Raw genomic sequence first — 16,445 nt, 5'->3', positions numbered from 1 at the left:
GACACCCGTACCGGCTCGTTCGACGTCCCCGCCCCACCCCGTCAGCGCGCGATGTCGGCGTATCCCTCGATCTCGCGCGGGTCCCGCGTCCCCGGGCCGACGTACGTCGCCGACGGGCGGACCAGGCGGCCCGTGCGCTTCTGCTCCAGGATGTGCGCCGACCAGCCCGCCGTACGGGCACACGTGAACATCGACGTGAACATGTGCGCCGGGACCTCCGCGAAGTCCAGCACGATCGCCGCCCAGAACTCGACGTTCGTCGCCAGGACGCGGTCCGGGCGCCGTGCGTGCAGCTCCTCCAGCGCCGCCTTCTCCAGCGCCTCCGCCACCTCGAAGCGCGGCGCCGCCAGTTCGCGGGCCGTGCGGCGCAGCACGCGGGCGCGCGGGTCCTCGGCGCGGTAGACGCGGTGGCCGAAGCCCATCAGGCGCTCGCCCCGGTCCAGGGCCTGCTTCACGTACGCGGTCGCGTCGCCCGTGCGCTCGATCTCCTCGATCATGCCGAGGACGCGGGACGGGGCGCCGCCGTGCAGCGGGCCCGACATCGCGCCCACCGCGCCGGACAGCGCGGCCGCGACGTCCGCGCCCGTCGACGCGATGACCCGGGCCGTGAACGTGGAGGCGTTCATTCCGTGCTCGGCCGCCGAGGTCCAGTACGCGTCGACCGCCTTGACGTGCTTGGGGTCCGGCTCTCCGCGCCAGCGGATCATGAACCGCTCCACCACGGACTCCGCCTTGTCGATCTCGCTCTGCGGCACCATAGGCAGCCCCTGGCCGCGTGCCGACTGGGCGACGTAGGACAGGGCCATCACCGCCGCTCGCGCCAGATCGTCGCGGGCCGTCGTCTCGTCGATGTCCAGCAGCGGCCTCAGACCCCAGACGGGCGCCAGCATCGCCAGCGCGGACTGGACATCGACCCGGATGTCACCCGAGTGCACCGGGATCGGGAACGGCTCGGCGGGCGGCAGGCCGGGGTTGAACGCCCCGTCCACCAGCAGGCCCCACACGTTCCCGAAGGAGACATGGCCGACGAGGTCCTCGATGTCGACCCCGCGATAGCGGAGCGAACCGCCTTCCTTGTCCGGTTCGGCGATCTCCGTTTCGAACGCGACGACTCCCTCAAGACCGGGTACGAAGTCGGACATCAGGCGGCTCCCTCAGTTCGGCGGGCGGTGGGCGACAGGCGATGAGCGGCAGGCTGCGCAGCGCTGCGTCGGGCTGTGCTGTGCTGTGCGAAGGCCACAGAGGCCTGCCCCAAGATATTGGCGGGTTCCTCCGATGCGGGGAAGCGTGACATCCGGCACAGGCCTCCATTTCGCCGCCGTGTGGTTACGGCCCCTCGGAGCGGGGCAGACTCGGCCGCTGCGGCAGGATGGGGCCGTGCCCACATCAGATCACTCCGTGCCGCATCCGGATCACGCTGTGCCCGCACCGGATGACGCGGCGACTCGCCCGGCCGGCTCCGATGAGGGGTCCCGCAACGACCTCGTCATCGATCCGGCCGTCATGCGCGAGCAGTACCGCTCCGAGGACTTCACCGAGCGCGACCTCAGCCCCGACCCGATGGACCAGTTCGCCCGCTGGTTCCGCCAGGTCGCCGTCGGCGGGGTGCTGTACGAGCCCAACGCGATGATCGTCTCCACCGCCACCCCGGACGGACGGCCGTCCTCGCGCACCGTGCTGCTGAAGCAGTACGACTCCCGGGGCTTCGTCTTCTTCACGAACTACGACTCCCGCAAGGGCCGAGAGCTGGCCGCCAACCCGTACGTCTCGCTGCTCTTCCCCTGGCACCCGATGGCCCGCCAGGTCATCGTCACCGGCACCGCCGACCGGGTCTCCCGCGAGGAGACCGTCGGATACTTCCGCACCCGCCCGCACGGTTCCCAGCTCGGCGCGTGGGCCAGTGCCCAGTCCACCGTGGCCGGCTCCCGCGAGGAGCTGCTCACCCGGTACGAGGAGCTGGCCGCCCGCTACCCCGAGGGCGAGAAGGTCCCGGCCCCGCCGCACTGGGGCGGCTTCCGGGTCGTCCCGGAGACGATTGAGTTCTGGCAGGGGCACGAGAACCGGCTGCACGACCGGCTGCGGTACGTACGGGAGGGCGGGGCGGCCTCCGGTGCCGCCTGGCGGGTCGAGCGGCTCTGCCCGTAGTCCACTGATCCACCACCACCCGCGCAACCGGCTCGACGGCCTGGACGCACCAATCCTGCAACCGGCTCGACCCGCTTGAACGCAGAAACCCGCAGGCTCTGGTTCCTCCGTGCACAGAGGAGCCGGCCGGACTTACCGGCGAGCCTGCGGGTCGGTGACTGCTTGGGATTGGCCGGCGTCCGGCCTGCACTGCAGAAAGAGCGCGACGACGGGCGTCAGCCCGCAGCCACCTCACGAGTCCGAAGAGAAATCACTTCCGGAACACCTCCTTTCCTGTGTGCCGTCAGAGTAGGAGCGGCCCGGATCGGGGTTCAACCGATTTATTCGGCGGCGGGGGGCAGGCCCAGCGCGCCCCGGACCTTCCGCAGATCGACGAACTTGAAGCCGGTGGCCTCCCGTCCGTCCTGCGCCGGGGGGGCCCGGCCGTCCTGGACGACGAGCAGACCGCCCCAGTACCGGCGGCCGAGCGGCTGGTTCACCGCCGCCGCGCCGTCGCACTCCTCGGACCCGTCCAGCGTCGCCGAGGCGGCGGTCACGCGGAAGCCGCCCGCCTACCCCGCACCCTTGCCGCGGCCGGTCCGGAGGCCGTACACGGCGAACGAGTCGTCGCCCTGGCTGGAGGCCAGCAGGTACCGGTCGCCGTTCCGTTCGGTGAACAGGGTCAGTCCCTCCACGTCGGCCGAGATACGCGTGCCGCCGAAGCCAGGGTCCCTCCCGGGTGCGCACTCCTCGCTCTCCTCGTCGTCCGGCCCCAGGACAGCCGTACCCCGTGCACCAGGTCGACGTTGTCGAAGCGGCCCGGGGCGTCGTCGGGACCGTGCTGCGGGGTGGCGGCGGGTACGGGGGCCGTGGCGGCGAGCGTCGCGAACCGGTGGACTTCGTGTGTCGTCCCCGCCACGCATCGTGGTGTCGCCGGTGAACTCCGGCCCCGGCGTCCCCGTTGTGTCCTGTACATGTCTCCGCGTGGCGTGAATCCATCGGAAAACGTCGATCCCGGGAAATGATTTCGGTGAAGTTGGTGTGTGCTGGGTCACGTTCGAGTTGAATGGGCTGACGTGCAGCAATACGCGCGGTGACGCGTGGGAGAACAGCCGACACGTTCTGCGGGAGGTACGGAGTGGGTGCTTCCAGGAGCAGTGGGACCACGGACGAGCTCGGTCCGGACGAGGATTCCGGCAGCGGGCCCCCGGGCGGCCCGGTGCGTCCGGATGTTCCGGTCTCCGGTGAGGGGTTCCCGGGCTCCGGGCCCGACGGGTCCGAGCTGCTGGCCGCCCTGCTCGACGGTATGGACGCCGCGCTCTGCGCGTTCGACGCGGGCGGCACCGTCACCCACTGGAACCGCGAGGCCGAACGCATCCTCGGCTGGTCGGCGCAGGAGGCCGTGGGGCGTAAGGGCTTCGCGGGCTGGGCGGCGCGCCGGGCCGACGCGGAAGAGGTGCAGACGCGGCTGATGTCGGCCATGGGGGCGCCCGGGCGGCAGGTGCACGAGTTCGCGCTGCTGCGCAAGGACGGCGGGCGGGTGCTGGTGCGGACCCAGTCCGCCGGGGTGCGCGGCGCCGACGGGCAACCGGCAGGGGTGTACTGCGCGTTCAGCGAGGTGCACGCCCAGATCGACCTGGAGCGGGCCATCGCGCTGAGCGAAGCGCTGCTGGAGGACGCGTCCTGGGGTGTGGTGCTCGTCGATGTCGACCTGCGCCCGACGGTGGTCAACGCGTATGCCTCCCGCGCGCTCGGCGGCGGCCGCACCACCCTGCTCGGACGTCCGCTCGGCGAGCTGGTGGTCCAGGGCGTCGAGGAGCTGGAGGCGGCCCTGCACCATGTGCTCGCCGAGGGCGCGCCGAGCGCCCCGGCCGAGTTGTGGGTGACGCTGCGGACGGCGGAGGGCGAGCGCCGCCGGTGCTGGCGCAGCGGGTTCCTGCGGCTGGCCTCGCCGCTGACGGAGGAGCCGGTTCCGCTGGGGGTGGGGTGGCTCTTCCGGGACGTCACCGCCGCCAAGCTCGCGGAACAGGAGGCCGACCGGCTGCGGTTCCGGACGAGCCAGCTCCACCGGGCCGCCCGCACGGCATCCGAGTGCGAGGACCCGATGGAGGCGGCGACCTCCCTGCTCGACTTCGCGCTGGCCGGGTTCGCCGACCACGTCCTGGTCGACCTCATGGCGGGCGAGCGCCTGGTGCGCACGGCCGCCACGCCTTCGGACGCGCCCGGCCCGTGTCTGCTGGTCGCGGGGGGCTCCATCCCGGCCCGCTACGCCCCCGGCCACCCCGCCCTCCAGTCCGTCGAACGCACCGGCACCGTCCGTACGAGCGCTGCCGCCGGGGGCTCCGGCCCGGCCTGGGCCGCCGAGCGCCGCTGGCCCCGGGACGCGGCGCACGCCCTCTGCGCGGTGCTCCGGAGCCGGGGCCGGACGCTCGGCGTCCTGACGTTCCTGCGCGCGGCGAACCGGGCCGCGTTCGAACGCCAGGACACGGCGTACGCGGAGACGGTGGCGGCCCGGGTCGCGGGGGCGGTCGACCTGGCGTTGGCGACCAAGGGGGTGTGAACCCCACTGGCCACCGAGGGGATGTGAAACTGCCCAGTTGGTCAGCGAGGGTGTGACCCCGCCCCGTTGGTCAGCTGGGGTGTGACCCCGCGCCGTTGGCCACCAGGGGAGGAGGGAACCCCTGGCGGACTGGGGGAGAGGTAACCCCCTGGCGGACCGGGAGAGAGGTAACCCCCTGGCGGACCGGGAGAGAGGCAACCCCCCTGGCGGGCCGCGGTGGAGGGAACCCCTTATGCCGCGTGCAGCGCCAGTGTCGGGGACAGGCGGGACGCCCGGACCGCCGGGTAGAGGCCCGCCACCGTGCCGATCACCAGCGTCGCGCCGAAGCCCCCGCCGACCGCCCAGAGCGGGACCACCCAGGGCAGTCCGCCGGACGACGCGTAGACCCCCGTCGCCGCCGCGCCCAGGGCCACGCCCGCCAGGCCGCCCAGGCCGGACAGCATCAGCGACTCCGTGACGAACTGGATGCGGATCTGGCCCCGGGTCGCGCCCAGGGAGCGGCGCAGGCCGATCTCGTACCGGCGCTCCAGGACCGAAATGATCATGGTGTTGGCCACTCCGACGCCCCCGACCAGCAGCGCGATGCCGCCCAGGCCCAGCAGCAGGCTGCTGAACGCCCCCTCGGTCGCCGCCTTCGCGCGGAGCGCCGACGACGGGTCGGTCACCTTCACGTTCTGCGGGTTCCGCGGGTCGACCGTCGCCGCCATCGCCTTGCGCACGTCGTTGACCGCCGCGTCCGTCGAGCGCTCGTACACCGACGTCGGGTGGCCGTCGAAGGACAGCAGGCGTTTCGCGCCCTCCCAGCCGATCAGGGCGGAGCGCTCGATCTCCGGGGCGAGCGGGAGAGGGGCCAGGATGCCGACGACCGTGAAGTACCGGTCGCCCAGCCACACCTGCTGGCCCGGCTTCGTGACGCCGAGGCGTTCGGCGGAGACATGGCCGAGTACGACGGAGGGGTAGCGGCCGGTCGCCGCGTTGAGCCAGCTGCCGCTGCTGACCTCGCCCCGCAGGACGCGGAGCAGATCGGCTGTCGTCGCCTTGACGGAGATCCCGCCCGTGTCGCCCTCGTCGATCTTCTCGTTGCGGCGCACGGTCGTGTCCAGGTCGGCTGTCGCGCCGACCTCCTGCACGCCCTTGATCCGGCCCACCATTCCGACCGATTCCTCGGGCAGTTTGACGTCCTCACCGGCGAACATCGATTCGCCCGGCGAGGCCACGAGGAGGTTCGTGCCCAACTTGTCCAGTTCGCGGAGCAGTTGGGCCTGGCTGGAGGCGGAGATGCCGACCACCGAGATCATCGTGGCGATACCGATGGCGATGCCCAGGGCCGAGAGCACCACCCGCATCGGGCGGCTGCGCAGGCCCGCCGAGCCCACGTGCAGTACGTCCCGGGGGCCCAGCCGGGCTGCCTTCAGCCGGCCCCGGCCTGTGCGGCTCACCGGCCCGCCCCCGTCACCATGGACGGTACGGAGGAAGGATTCCGTACGTCCGCCACCACCTGGCCGTCCCGGATGCGCACCTCGCGCGGCAGCTCCCGCGCGATCTCCGTGTCGTGCGTGATGACCGCGATAGTGGCCCCCTCCCGGTTGAGGTCGCGCAGCAGCTGCATCACCGCTTCCCCGGACGTCGAGTCCAGCGCCCCGGTCGGTTCGTCGGCCAGCAGCAGCGCGGGTTCGCCGACCACCGCCCGGGCGATGGCCACCCGCTGCTTCTGGCCGCCCGAGAGCTGGTGCGGCTTGTGGTCCACGCGGTCCGCGAGGCCCACCCGCTCCAGCGCCTCGGCGGCCTTGCGACGGCGTACGGAGCGGGTGAGGCCGGAGTAGAGGAGGCCCTCGGCCACGTTGTCGCGGGCGCTGACGCCGGGGACCAGGTGGAACGCCTGGAAGACGAAGCCCACGTGCTGGGCCCGCAGCGCGGAGAGGCGGCGGTCGGAGAGGGCCGCCACGTCGTGGCCGGCGATGTGGACGGACCCGGCGGTGGGGCGGTCCAGGGTGCCGATGATGTGCAGCAGTGTGGACTTGCCGGAGCCGGAGGGGCCGACGATGCCGAGGAGTTCGCCCTCCTCGACGGTGAGGTCGACCCCGCGCAGCGCGGCGACCGGGCCCGGGTACTCCTTGGTGACGTCGGCGAGGGCGACGACCGTGCGGGTGCGGGGGGCCGTGCCCGTGCCCGTACCGGCGTGCGCGTCCGTGCCCGTACCTGCGTACGCGCTTGTGCCGGGAGCCGCGCTTGTACTGGGGGCCGCGCTCGTGCCGGGAGCCGTGCCCGTACCCGCGTGCCTGCCCGTATCCGCGTGCCTGCTCATATCTTCGGCACCCCGACCTTCGTACCCTCACGCAGCCCGCCGCCCGAGACCTCCACCCGGCCCTCGGCGAACATGCCGAGCTCGACCTTCACCTCGCGGACCGTGCCGCCCCGGACGACCTGGAGGCCGAAGCCGCCGCCGGGCAGGGCGAGCAGCGCGTTCACCGGGACCGTCAGGACGTCCTTGCGGGTCTCGCCGGTCAGGCTGACCGTGACCGGGGACTGGTCGAACCCGCCGACGTCGTCCGGCTTGTCGAACGAGACGGTCAGCGTGACCTTGGGGCTGTCGTCCTGCGGGTCGTCGCCCGGCTCCGCCGTCCGGCCGACCGCGGAGACCTTCCCGGGCGCGGTGGTGCCGTCCGGCAGATCCACCGTGACCTTCGTGCCCGCCTTGGCCAACTGGCTCTCGGCCACGTCCAGCCGGAAGGTCACGACGCGCTCGGAGCCGGTCGTGACGAGGACCGGGGCGCCCGGCTGGGCCTGCTCGCCGGCCCCTGCCTCGACGCTCTTGATCCGGACCTTCCCCGCCGCGAACGCGACGTCCTGCGGCCCCACCTTCCCGGTCCGCTTCGCGTCGTGGGACTTCTGCCAGCGCTTGACGGCCGCCGCCGTCAGCTCGGTGTACTCGTCGTCCGGGGTGAAGCCCGTGTAGCCGAGCTCCGCGAGATTGCGCTCCAACTGCTCCACGTCCCGGCCCTTGTCGCCCGGCTTCAGCGTCCGGTACATGGGCCCGGAGCCGTACATCAGGCGGACCGGACGGCCGTCGACCTCGTACAGCCGCTCGTTCCGCCGCACGGTCGAGCCGGTGCGCGGCGTCCAGGTCATGGTTCCCGCCGCGCCCGCGTTGACCTTGCGCTCCCTGTCGTAGCCGAGCGTGCCGTCCGCCTGCGCGCTGTCGCGCAGATCGCCGCGCTCGACCGGTGCCGTGGCCGGGGGCAGCCCGGTGTTCCTCGCCCCTCCGTCGCCCTCCTCGCCGGAGCCGAGCCGGGTGAGCGCGAGCGAACCCGCCGCCACGGCGAGCACCACCACCGCTGCCGCCGCGGCCCGTCCCCGCCTCATCGGCCGACGCTTTCGCACGCCTTGTTGGCCTTCTCGAACTTCTTCATGTCCTTCGGCTTCATCGCGGGCGCCGCCTGCATCGCCCCGCCGTCGAACTTCGGGTCGGGCATGTCGAAGCCGTTCTTGCGCATGCACCGGGCGAAGGCGACCATCTTGTCCTTCTCCGCCTGGGTCAGCTCCTTGGGACCGCCGCCGACCGCCTTGTCCTGGCAGGCCTTGAACGCCTTCTCCATCTCCTTCTTGCTCAGGGAACCGCCGTCGATGGTGATGCCGATGCCGTCCTGGCCCGGCTTCGGCTCGGGAATGTCCAGGCCCTGGTCACGCAGGCACTTGCGGTGCTCCAGCGCCTGGTCCTCCTTCGTCTTCTTCGAGGAGGAAACCGGTCCACCGTCCTTGGTGCCGCCGCCGTCCGAGCAGCCGGCCGCCGTCAGGGCGACGGCCGCGGCGGCCAGAGCGGCGGCGGTCCGGTGGAGAAGGGTGCGGGGAACGGGGCGGGAATGGGGCGTGGTGATCGTCATCGCTGCGGGGCTCCTCGTCCGTTGCTGACAGGCCGGATACGAACAGCCCGAGCGTGCGCGAGGACGCGGTTTCGTTTCTCTCAGCGCCGATGCTTACACCGGCGAAACATCGCTTTCGGGTACACAGGGCCCATGCGTGTGCTGGTGGTGGAGGACGAGGAATTCCTGGCGGAGATGATCGCCGAGGGGCTGCGCCGTGACGCCGTCGCCGTGGACATCGCCCCCGACGGCCGGGCGGCACTGGACCGGCTGCGGTTCGGCGCGTACGACGTGATGATCCTCGACCGCGATCTGCCCGGGCTGCACGGCGACGAGGTGTGCCGGAAGGTCGTCGCGATGCGACTGCTCACCCGGATTCTGATGCTCACCGCATCGGGGACCGTACGTGACCGGGTGGCAGGGCTCGGGATCGGCGCCGACGACTACCTGACCAAGCCGTTCGCGTACGACGAACTCCTCGCCCGGGTCCTCGCGCTCGGCCGCCGCGCCCGCCCCGCGCTCCCGCCCGTCCTGGAACGGGCCGGGCTGACCCTGGACACCGCCCGCCGCCAGGTCTGCCGCGACGGCCGTTACCTGTCCCTCTCCCGCAAGGAGTTCGCCGTGCTGGAAACCCTGCTGCGGGCCGAGGGCGCGGTCGTCAGCGGCGACGACCTGATCGAGGAGGTGTGGGAGGAGGACACCAGCTACCGCACCAACGCCGTCCGCGTCACCCTCTCCAAGCTCCGCGCCAAGCTCGGGGCGCCCCCGGTGATCGAGACGGTCCCGGGCGCCGGTTACCGCATCGGCGACGGGCCGCGGGCGGGTGGCGCCCGGTGAACAGCGAGCGCACCCGGCTCACCGCCCTGTACGGCGGGCTCCTGATGCTGGCCGGGGTCCTGCTGATGGGGCTCGTCTACCTGCTGGTCAGCGAGGGCCTGTACGCCAGCATCGTCACCGCCGTCGCCCCCGCCGTACCCGCGTCCCAGCTGGACGCGGCCTCCGCCGCCACTCCCGCGCTGCCCTCGGGGGACTGGGCGCGGACCACCAGGCTCGAACCCGGCCAGATCGCCGTCGCGCAGAAGCTCAGCACCGCCGCCGGGGACGCCGCGCTCAACCAGCTCCTCACCGTCTCCGCGGTTTCCCTCGCCGGCTACTCGGCGCTCTCCGTCGCGCTCGCCTGGTGGATGGCGGGCCGGGTGCTGCGGCCGGTCGGCGTCATCACCGCCCGCGCCCGCCGGCTGTCCGGCACCAACCTGCACGAGCGCATCGCGCTGAAGGCCCCGCGCGGTGAGCTGAAGGAGCTGGCCGACACCTTCGACGGGATGCTCGACCGGATCGAGGAGCTGGTCGCCGCCCGGCAGCGGTTCGCCGCCAACGCCGCCCACGAGCTGCGCACCCCGCTCGCCGTGCAGCGGGCCGCCGCCGAGATCGGCCTGGCCGACGATCCGCCGCCCGAGAAGGTCGCCTGGATTCGCGACAAGCTCATCGACACCGCCGACGACAGCGAGCAGCTCATCGAGGGCCTGCTGCTCCTCGCGGTCTCCGACGAGGGCCTGCGGCGGCGCGAACGGGTCGACCTGGGCACGGCCACGACGACGGTCACCGAGGCGCTGGCGGCCGAGGCGAAGGAACGGTCCGTCACCGTCGAGGTGGAGGCCCGGCCGGTGAGTGTCGAGGGCGATCCGGTGCTGCTGGACCACCTCGTGCACAACCTGGTCGCCAACGCGCTGCGCCACAACCACCCCGGCGGGAGCGTACGGGTCCGGGTCGGGCCGGGCGGCCTGGAGGTCGCCAACACCGGCCCGGCCGTCGACCCGGCGACCGTGCCGCTGCTGTTCGAGCCGTTCCGTCGTGCGCAGGCCCGCCGCCATGCCCCCGGCGAGGGCGCGGGCCTCGGGCTCTCCATCGTGGCATCGGTCGCCCGCGCGCACGGCGGCGCGGTGAGCGCCACGGCGAACCGGGGCGGGGGGCTCACGGCCCGGGTCACGTTCCCGAGGGCGCACCGGTGGGCGGTGTACGGGACCTGAGTGGGGGCGGTGTACCGCGGGCCTCAGCGGGCCGTGTACCGGACCTGAGTGGGAGGTGTACGGGGCCTCAGCGGGCCGTGTACCGGACCTGAGCGGGGGGCGGTGTACCGGGCCTCAGCGGGCCGTGTACCGGACCTCAGTGCCGGTAGAAGATCCGGTCCCGGTACTCCGTCATCACCCGGCCGTTCCACTCGTGGCCGCCGTCGACGTTCCCCGAGCGCAGGAGCGGCGGCTCGATGCCCCGGGACACCAGCCGCTCGGCGGCGGACGCCAGCATCGCCTGCATGATCGCGCTGGTCACCACCGTCGAGGCCGGGGCGAAGGGGGCCTCGATGCCGGGGGCCGTCAGCTCCGCGTCGCCGATCGCGATCTTGCTGTCCAGGACGATGTCGCAGTGGTCCCGCAGGAAGCCGCCCGAGGCGTGCCGGGAGCGGGTGCTCTCGGCGTACGCGACCGAGGTGACGCCGATGACCTTCAGCCCGAGGGCGCGGGCGTTCTGCGCCATCTCCACGGGCAGCGCGTTGCGCCCGGACAGCGAGATGATCACGAGGACGTCCCCGGCGGTGGCGGGGCTGGTGTCCAGGACGGCCGAGGCGAGCCCGTCCACCCGCTCCAGGGCCGAGCCCAGGGTGGCGGGCATGACGTCCACGCCGACGACGCCGGGGACGGTGAGCAGGTTCATCAGGGCCAGGCCGCCCGCCCGGTAGACGACGTCCTGGGCGGCGAGCGAGGAGTGCCCCGCGCCGAACGCGAACAGCCGGCCGCCGGCCTCCACGGTGTCGGCGATGGCCGTGCCCGCGGCGTCGATCGAGGCCGCCTCCTCGTCGCGCACCCGCTGGAGCAGGCCGATCGCCGCGTCGAAGAACTGACCGGCCAGCTTGCTGTCGCTCATCGGGGAGAGCCCTTTCGGCGGGGGACGACGGGGTGGATCGACGGGGTGGGAATGCCCGCGCCGCCGATCACGTTGCGGTCTGGACCAGTGGCCTGTCAATAGCGCCCGGCGGCCTCGTCCGCACGCTCTTCCACGGGTCTCGCGCCGGGGCGGCACGGTTGTCGCCGCTATACGTCAGAATTGGTACAGGGCCATCGCACGACGTTTTCTAGTCACAGCATCGAGGGGCACGTATGTCCGGACTGATCGACACCACGGAGATGTATCTCCGCACCATCCTCGAACTGGAAGAGGAAGGCGTCGTGCCCATGCGCGCCCGTATCGCCGAACGGCTGGACCAGAGCGGTCCGACCGTCAGCCAGACGGTGGCCCGTATGGAGCGCGACGGTCTGGTCCAGGTCGCGGGGGACCGCCACCTGGAGCTGACCGAGGAGGGCCGCCGCCTCGCCACCCGTGTGATGCGCAAGCACCGGCTCGCCGAGTGTCTTCTCGTCGACGTGATCGGCCTGGAGTGGGAGCAGGTCCACGCCGAGGCCTGTCGCTGGGAGCACGTGATGAGCGAGGCGGTGGAGCGGCGCGTGCTGGAGCTGCTGCGTCACCCGACCGAGTCGCCGTACGGGAATCCCATCCCGGGCCTGGAGGAGCTGGGCGAGAAGGCCGAGGCCGACCCGTTCCTGGACGCCTCCATGGTGAGCCTGGCCGAGCTCGACCCGGGCACCGAGGGCAAGACCGTGGTGGTGCGGCGGATCGGCGAGCCGATCCAGACCGACGCCCAGCTGATGTACACGCTGCGCCGGGCCGGGGTGCAGCCCGGGTCCGTGGTCAGCGTGACCGAGTCGCCCGGCGGAGTGCTGGTCGGCTCCAGCGGGGAGGCGGCCGAGCTGGACGCCGAGATCGCATCGCACGTCTTCGTCGCCAAGCGCTGACGCGTTCGCTGCCCGGGGCCGAGGCGGCCGGGCGCTGGTTTCCCTCCGGAATCGCAGCGCCGGGGGCGCATCGCGTGCCAGGCTGAGCCCAGGCAGGGGAGGGAGCAGGGAATGCGCCCGTCATACCGGCACGCGCACCGGACGGTGCCCACCGAGCCCTGTGGGGCCCTTGTTCCCTTTGTTGCCATCGTTGTCGTCGCCGGGCGGAGCCGACCCCGGGAGCGGTCTCGAACGCGGTCTCGGGACCGGTTTCGGGAGCGGTCTCAGGGCCCCTTCCGGGGGCGCCCCCGGACAGGGGTCGGCCCCGGCGTCCGAAGACGCCGGGGCCTGTCCTCCCCTGTGCTGACCCGGAGCCCCGAGCTCTCAAGGCCAGTCCCCGCGGCCCGTTGTCCCCGAGCGGTCCGCCTCCTGGTGAAGATCTCCCCACGGCGGTCGGCGCCAATCCTGGACGGGTGTCACTCGAACGTGGGGTGTTGGGTGGCACGCCTCCGTTTTCGAATACGAGTTCGATAGCCTGGCGGGGCGGAACCACACGGTGATCGAGGACCAGAAGGGGGTGCCAGGACTATGGTGCGGCGCATCGATGTGACCGGAACCGACGGCGTACGCCTCGCGGCATGGGAGTTCGCCGACCCGCCCAAGGGGCGTGCGGAGAGCGACCGCGCCCCCGGCGTCTTATTGCTTCACGGGCTCATGGGCCGGGCCTCCCACTGGGCCCCCACCGCCCGCTGGCTGGCCGAGCGGTATCGCGCGGTCGGCCTCGACCAGCGGGGCCACGGCCGCAGCGAGAAGCCGGCCGAGGGTCCGTACACCCGCGAGGCCTACGTCTGCGACGCCGAGGCCGCGATCGAACAGCTCGGGCTCGGTCCCGTCACCGTCGTCGGCCACGCCATGGGAGCGCTCACCGGCTGGCAGCTCGCCGCCAAGCGCCCCGACCTCGTCCGCGCCGTCGTCATCTGCGACATGCGGGCCTCCGCCCTCGGCGCCGCCTCCCAGCGCGAGTGGAGCGACTGGTTCGACTCCTGGCCGCTGCCCTTCGCCACCCTCGCCGACGTACGGAAGTGGTTCGGTGAGGACGACCCCTGGGTGGAGCGGCCGAGCCCCGCTCGCGGCGAGTTCTACGCCGAGGTGATGGCCGAGTGCGAGGACGGCTGGCGTCCCGTCTTCTCCCGCCGCCAGATGCTCCGCTCCCGCGCCACCTGGGTCTTCGACGCCCACTGGGAGGAGCTGGCCCAGGTGCGGTGCCCGGCGCTGGTGCTGCGCGGCCTCGACGGGGAGCTGGGCCGCGCCGAGGCCCAGGAGATGGTCCGCGTCCTGCCCCGCGGTCAGTACGCGGAGGTGGCGGACGCGGGCCACCTCATCCACTACGACCAGCCGGAGGGCTGGCGGGCGGCGGTGGAGCCGTTCCTGGAACAGCTCCACGAGGACAGCCGGGGCGACCGGGAGCCGGTCGCCCCGTAGGGCCTGTCAGGTAACCCCTGGAGCCGTCGGCAGGGGGTCACCCCTTGCTGACCGCCGTCAGGATCTCCGGCAGCCGGTTCGCCGTGCGCGTCGCGGCGAGCTTCAGCCCGGCCCACCCGATGAACGCCCCGTACGCGACGCCTCCCGGCACCATGAGCCACAGCGCGCCATGGTGGTCCGCGAGGTGCAGCCAGATCGTCATCGCGATCACCGGCGAGGCCAGCAGCGAGGTGGCCACCATGCCACCGAGGATCGATATCCAGGCCAGTCCGCCCTGTCCCGGAGCCACGTTCTTGAACGCGCCCTCCTGCGGGATCGAGTACGCGAACAGCGCCGAGGCCACCGCCCCCGTCGACACCATCGCGCCCAGCAGCGCGAAGGACAGGCCCAGCGCCCCGGGCAGGGTCTCCCAGTCGCCGATCACCGCCGCCGTCACCGCGCAGACCACCAGCGTGTACGGGAGCGTGATCAGCAACAGAGCCAGCGCGCGGGCCCGCAGCTCGACGTACGCGTCCCGGGGCGAGGAGATCGTCAGCGCCACCATCCAGAACGCCGAGGTGTCCTGCCCGAACTGGTTGTACATCTGCATACCGAGCATGCCCGCGGCGAAGCACGCGAAGTACACCGAGCCGGTGCCCTGGAACGCGTTGAGCAGCGGCACGATCGCGCCGATCGCCAGCGCCGTCACCCAGCCCGCCTTCGTCTTCGGGTCCCGCGCCACATACCGCAGGCTCCGCTGTACGACGGTCCCCGTGCGGCCCTCCGGCAGCAGCCCCGCCAGTCCGCCGCGGCCGGCGGACGACTCCTTGCGGGACGGTTCGGCGGCCGCCAGCGTCGAGCCGTCCGGCGCGGTCATCAGCTTCACCAGGCTCCGCTGCCACGTCCACAGCAGCGCGGCCAGGGCTGCCGCCGTGATCAGCAGCTGGAGGACCGCGATGCCCGGCGAACCGTCCGACGCCGAGTCCACCGCCCCTATCGCGGAGGCGCCGGGCAGCCAGCGGACCACGCCCGCCGCCGGTTCGAGCGCGGAGAGCCCGCCGGACTGCCCGAGCCGCTGCGCGCCGAAGTTGACGAACTGGATGCCCACCGCGATCACCAGCCCGCTGAGCACCGCGAGGTCGCGGCCCTTGCGGGAGTTCAGCAGCCGTACGTTGGCGGTGGCCACCGCCCGCGACAGCGCCACGCAGAGCAGCATCGTCAGCGGGACGGCAAGGACCGCGAACACCACCCCGACCGCCCCCTGAGCCAGCGCGAGGACCGAGCCGGTCACCAGGCACAGCGTGAACAGCGGGCCGACGCCGATCATCGACGACACCAGCAGGGCCCGCACCAGCGGCTGCGGCCGCAGCGGCAGCATCGCCAGCCGGGTCGGGTCGAGGGTGTCGTCACCACTGGGGAAGAACAGCGGCAGCACCGCCCAGCCGAGCGCCACGACGCCGGTCAGCAGCACCACGACCGTGCCCGCGTGCTCGTCGCCGCGCAGCAGGACCAGGCCCAGGACCTGCCCCGCGGCGACCAGCAGGGTGAGGACGAGGGAGACGATGAACGCGGCCCTGCGCCCGGCGGACTGCCGCAGCCCGTTCCGCAGGAGCGACAGCTTCAGCCGTACGAAGACCGGGGTCAGGCCCGACGTCGGCGCGGCCGGGGCGGCGGCGGTGACCGGAGTGTCCAGCACGCTCATCGGGAGCCGCCCAGCCAGTCGAGGGCGTCACCGGTGTCCCGGCCGCTCGCGCCGACCAGTTCGAGGAAGGCCGTCTGCAACGAGGGGGCGTCGCCGCGTACCTCGGCCAGTGTGCCGCGCGCCTTGATCCGGCCCGCCGCCATCACCGCCACCCAGTCGCACAGCGACTCGACCAGCTCCATGACATGGCTGGAGAAGACCACGGTCGCCCCGGACCGGGTGTAGCGCTCCAGCACCCCGCGGATCGTCTGTGCGGAGACCGGGTCGACGCCCTCGAAAGGCTCGTCCAGGAACAGCACTTCGGGGTTGTGGAGGAGTGCGGCCGCGAGGCCGATCTTCTTCCGCATACCGGTCGAGTAGTCGACGACCAGCTTGTGCTGCGCACCCGCCAGGTCCAGCACGTCGAGCAGCTGGGTGGCCCGTTTGTCGACCTCGTCACCGGGGAGCCCGCGCAACCGCCCGTTGTACGCGAGAAGTTCGCGTCCCGACAGCCGTTCGAAGAGCCGCAGCCCCTCCGGCAGCACGCCGATCCGGGACTTCACCTCGACCGGGTCCGTCCACACGTTGTGGCCCGCGACCTCGATCGTCCCCATGTCGGGCCGGAGGAGCCCGGTGATCATCGAGAGCGTGGTCGTCTTACCGGCCCCGTTGGGCCCCACCAGCCCGATGAACTTGCCCGCGGGCAGCTCCAGATCGATCCCCGAGACGGCGACCTGCTCCCCGAACCGCTTCCACAGCCCCTGTACGCGGACAGCGGGGGGCGCCGTCGGCGCACCGCCCGCTGTCGCGTCTGCTTCTGTACCCGCGCCTCTGTCGATGCGCGTGTCTGTTTCCGTACGTGCATCCGCCTGGTCCGGCATGGCACAGCCTTTCGATATCCCCACGTGGTGGGGACCACCCTACGAAAGGCTTTC

Annotated in this window: 14 protein-coding genes and 1 pseudogene; 6 read left to right on the top strand and 9 right to left on the bottom strand. The window is 72.5% G+C overall.

Annotated elements, in window-relative coordinates; translation table 11 throughout:
* Positions 1–41: 41 nt before the first annotated feature.
* The gene (locus CIB93_RS17085) at positions 42–1,142 is read right to left on the bottom strand and encodes a citrate synthase 2 (protein WP_096627707.1); all 1,101 of its coding nucleotides are present in this window, start codon (positions 1,140–1,142) and stop codon (positions 42–44) included.
* A gap of 361 nt (positions 1,143–1,503) precedes the next feature.
* Here CIB93_RS17085 and pdxH point away from each other — a divergent pair, with 361 nt between their 5' ends.
* On the top strand, positions 1,504–2,145 hold the full coding sequence (pdxH, locus tag CIB93_RS17080) for a pyridoxamine 5'-phosphate oxidase (protein ID WP_096627753.1): 642 nt from the start codon (positions 1,504–1,506) through the stop codon (positions 2,143–2,145).
* A gap of 320 nt (positions 2,146–2,465) precedes the next feature.
* Here pdxH and CIB93_RS17075 read toward each other — a convergent pair.
* A pseudogene (locus CIB93_RS17075) lies at positions 2,466–2,915 on the bottom strand (phytase); the annotation flags it as partial.
* A 347-nt stretch (positions 2,916–3,262) separates the two neighbouring features.
* Between CIB93_RS17075 and CIB93_RS17070 the strand changes: the two are divergent.
* On the top strand, positions 3,263–4,684 hold the full coding sequence (locus tag CIB93_RS17070; RefSeq protein WP_096627706.1) for a PAS domain-containing protein: 1,422 nt from the start codon (positions 3,263–3,265) through the stop codon (positions 4,682–4,684).
* A 230-nt stretch (positions 4,685–4,914) separates the two neighbouring features.
* Here the strand turns inward: CIB93_RS17070 and CIB93_RS17065 are convergent, their stop codons facing one another.
* The 4 genes from CIB93_RS17065 to CIB93_RS17050 are packed head-to-tail and all read right to left on the bottom strand — an operon-like array spanning position 4,915 to position 8,565.
* Positions 4,915–6,123 carry an ABC transporter permease gene (locus tag CIB93_RS17065; RefSeq protein ID WP_096627704.1) on the bottom strand — a complete coding sequence of 403 codons (1,209 nt, stop codon included), beginning with the start codon at positions 6,121–6,123 and terminating at the stop codon, positions 4,915–4,917.
* The gene (locus CIB93_RS17060; RefSeq protein WP_257002228.1) at positions 6,120–6,989 is read right to left on the bottom strand and encodes an ABC transporter ATP-binding protein; all 870 of its coding nucleotides are present in this window, start codon (positions 6,987–6,989) and stop codon (positions 6,120–6,122) included. Before CIB93_RS17060 ends, CIB93_RS17065 begins: the two co-directional genes overlap by 4 nt.
* Complete coding sequence (locus CIB93_RS17055; protein ID WP_179500142.1) at positions 6,986–8,047, bottom strand: efflux RND transporter periplasmic adaptor subunit; 1,062 nt, start codon at positions 8,045–8,047, stop codon at positions 6,986–6,988. Before CIB93_RS17055 ends, CIB93_RS17060 begins: the two co-directional genes overlap by 4 nt.
* On the bottom strand, positions 8,044–8,565 hold the full coding sequence (locus tag CIB93_RS17050; RefSeq protein WP_096627701.1) for a hypothetical protein: 522 nt from the start codon (positions 8,563–8,565) through the stop codon (positions 8,044–8,046). The genes CIB93_RS17055 and CIB93_RS17050 overlap by 4 nt, the downstream gene beginning before the upstream one ends.
* 132 nt (positions 8,566–8,697) lie before the next feature.
* Between CIB93_RS17050 and CIB93_RS17045 the strand changes: the two genes are divergently transcribed.
* On the top strand, positions 8,698–9,381 hold the full coding sequence (locus tag CIB93_RS17045) for a response regulator transcription factor (RefSeq protein WP_096627700.1): 684 nt from the start codon (positions 8,698–8,700) through the stop codon (positions 9,379–9,381).
* Positions 9,378–10,571: a HAMP domain-containing sensor histidine kinase gene (locus CIB93_RS17040; protein WP_096627698.1), complete on the top strand. Its 1,194-nt coding sequence runs from the start codon at positions 9,378–9,380 to the stop codon at positions 10,569–10,571. Before CIB93_RS17045 ends, CIB93_RS17040 begins: the two co-directional genes overlap by 4 nt.
* Before the next feature lie 136 nt (positions 10,572–10,707).
* Here CIB93_RS17040 and CIB93_RS17035 read toward each other — a convergent pair whose 3' ends face one another.
* The gene (locus tag CIB93_RS17035; protein ID WP_096627697.1) at positions 10,708–11,463 is read right to left on the bottom strand and encodes an SIS domain-containing protein; all 756 of its coding nucleotides are present in this window, start codon (positions 11,461–11,463) and stop codon (positions 10,708–10,710) included.
* Between the two features lie 233 nt (positions 11,464–11,696).
* Here CIB93_RS17035 and CIB93_RS17030 point away from each other — a divergent pair, with 233 nt between their 5' ends.
* A complete protein-coding gene (locus CIB93_RS17030; RefSeq protein ID WP_096627696.1) occupies positions 11,697–12,389 on the top strand; it encodes a metal-dependent transcriptional regulator in 693 nt (230 codons plus the stop codon).
* A gap of 567 nt (positions 12,390–12,956) precedes the next feature.
* Complete coding sequence (locus CIB93_RS17025) at positions 12,957–13,850, top strand: alpha/beta fold hydrolase (RefSeq protein WP_096627695.1); 894 nt, start codon at positions 12,957–12,959, stop codon at positions 13,848–13,850.
* 37 nt (positions 13,851–13,887) lie between these two features.
* Here CIB93_RS17025 and CIB93_RS17020 read toward each other — a convergent pair whose 3' ends face one another.
* Together CIB93_RS17020 and CIB93_RS17015 are read right to left on the bottom strand one after the other, a co-directional pair.
* Complete coding sequence (locus CIB93_RS17020) at positions 13,888–15,531, bottom strand: transporter (RefSeq protein WP_096627694.1); 1,644 nt, start codon at positions 15,529–15,531, stop codon at positions 13,888–13,890.
* Positions 15,528–16,391: an ABC transporter ATP-binding protein gene (locus CIB93_RS17015; protein ID WP_096627693.1), complete on the bottom strand. Its 864-nt coding sequence runs from the start codon at positions 16,389–16,391 to the stop codon at positions 15,528–15,530. Before CIB93_RS17015 ends, CIB93_RS17020 begins: the two co-directional genes overlap by 4 nt.
* Positions 16,392–16,445: the final 54 nt, after the last annotated feature.

Source organism: Streptomyces sp. WZ.A104 (assembly GCF_002382885.1).
GTDB lineage: Bacteria > Actinomycetota > Actinomycetes > Streptomycetales > Streptomycetaceae > Streptomyces.
The sequence above is the reverse complement of the archived record's forward strand: the minus strand, read 5'-3'. Positions and strand labels throughout refer to the sequence as shown.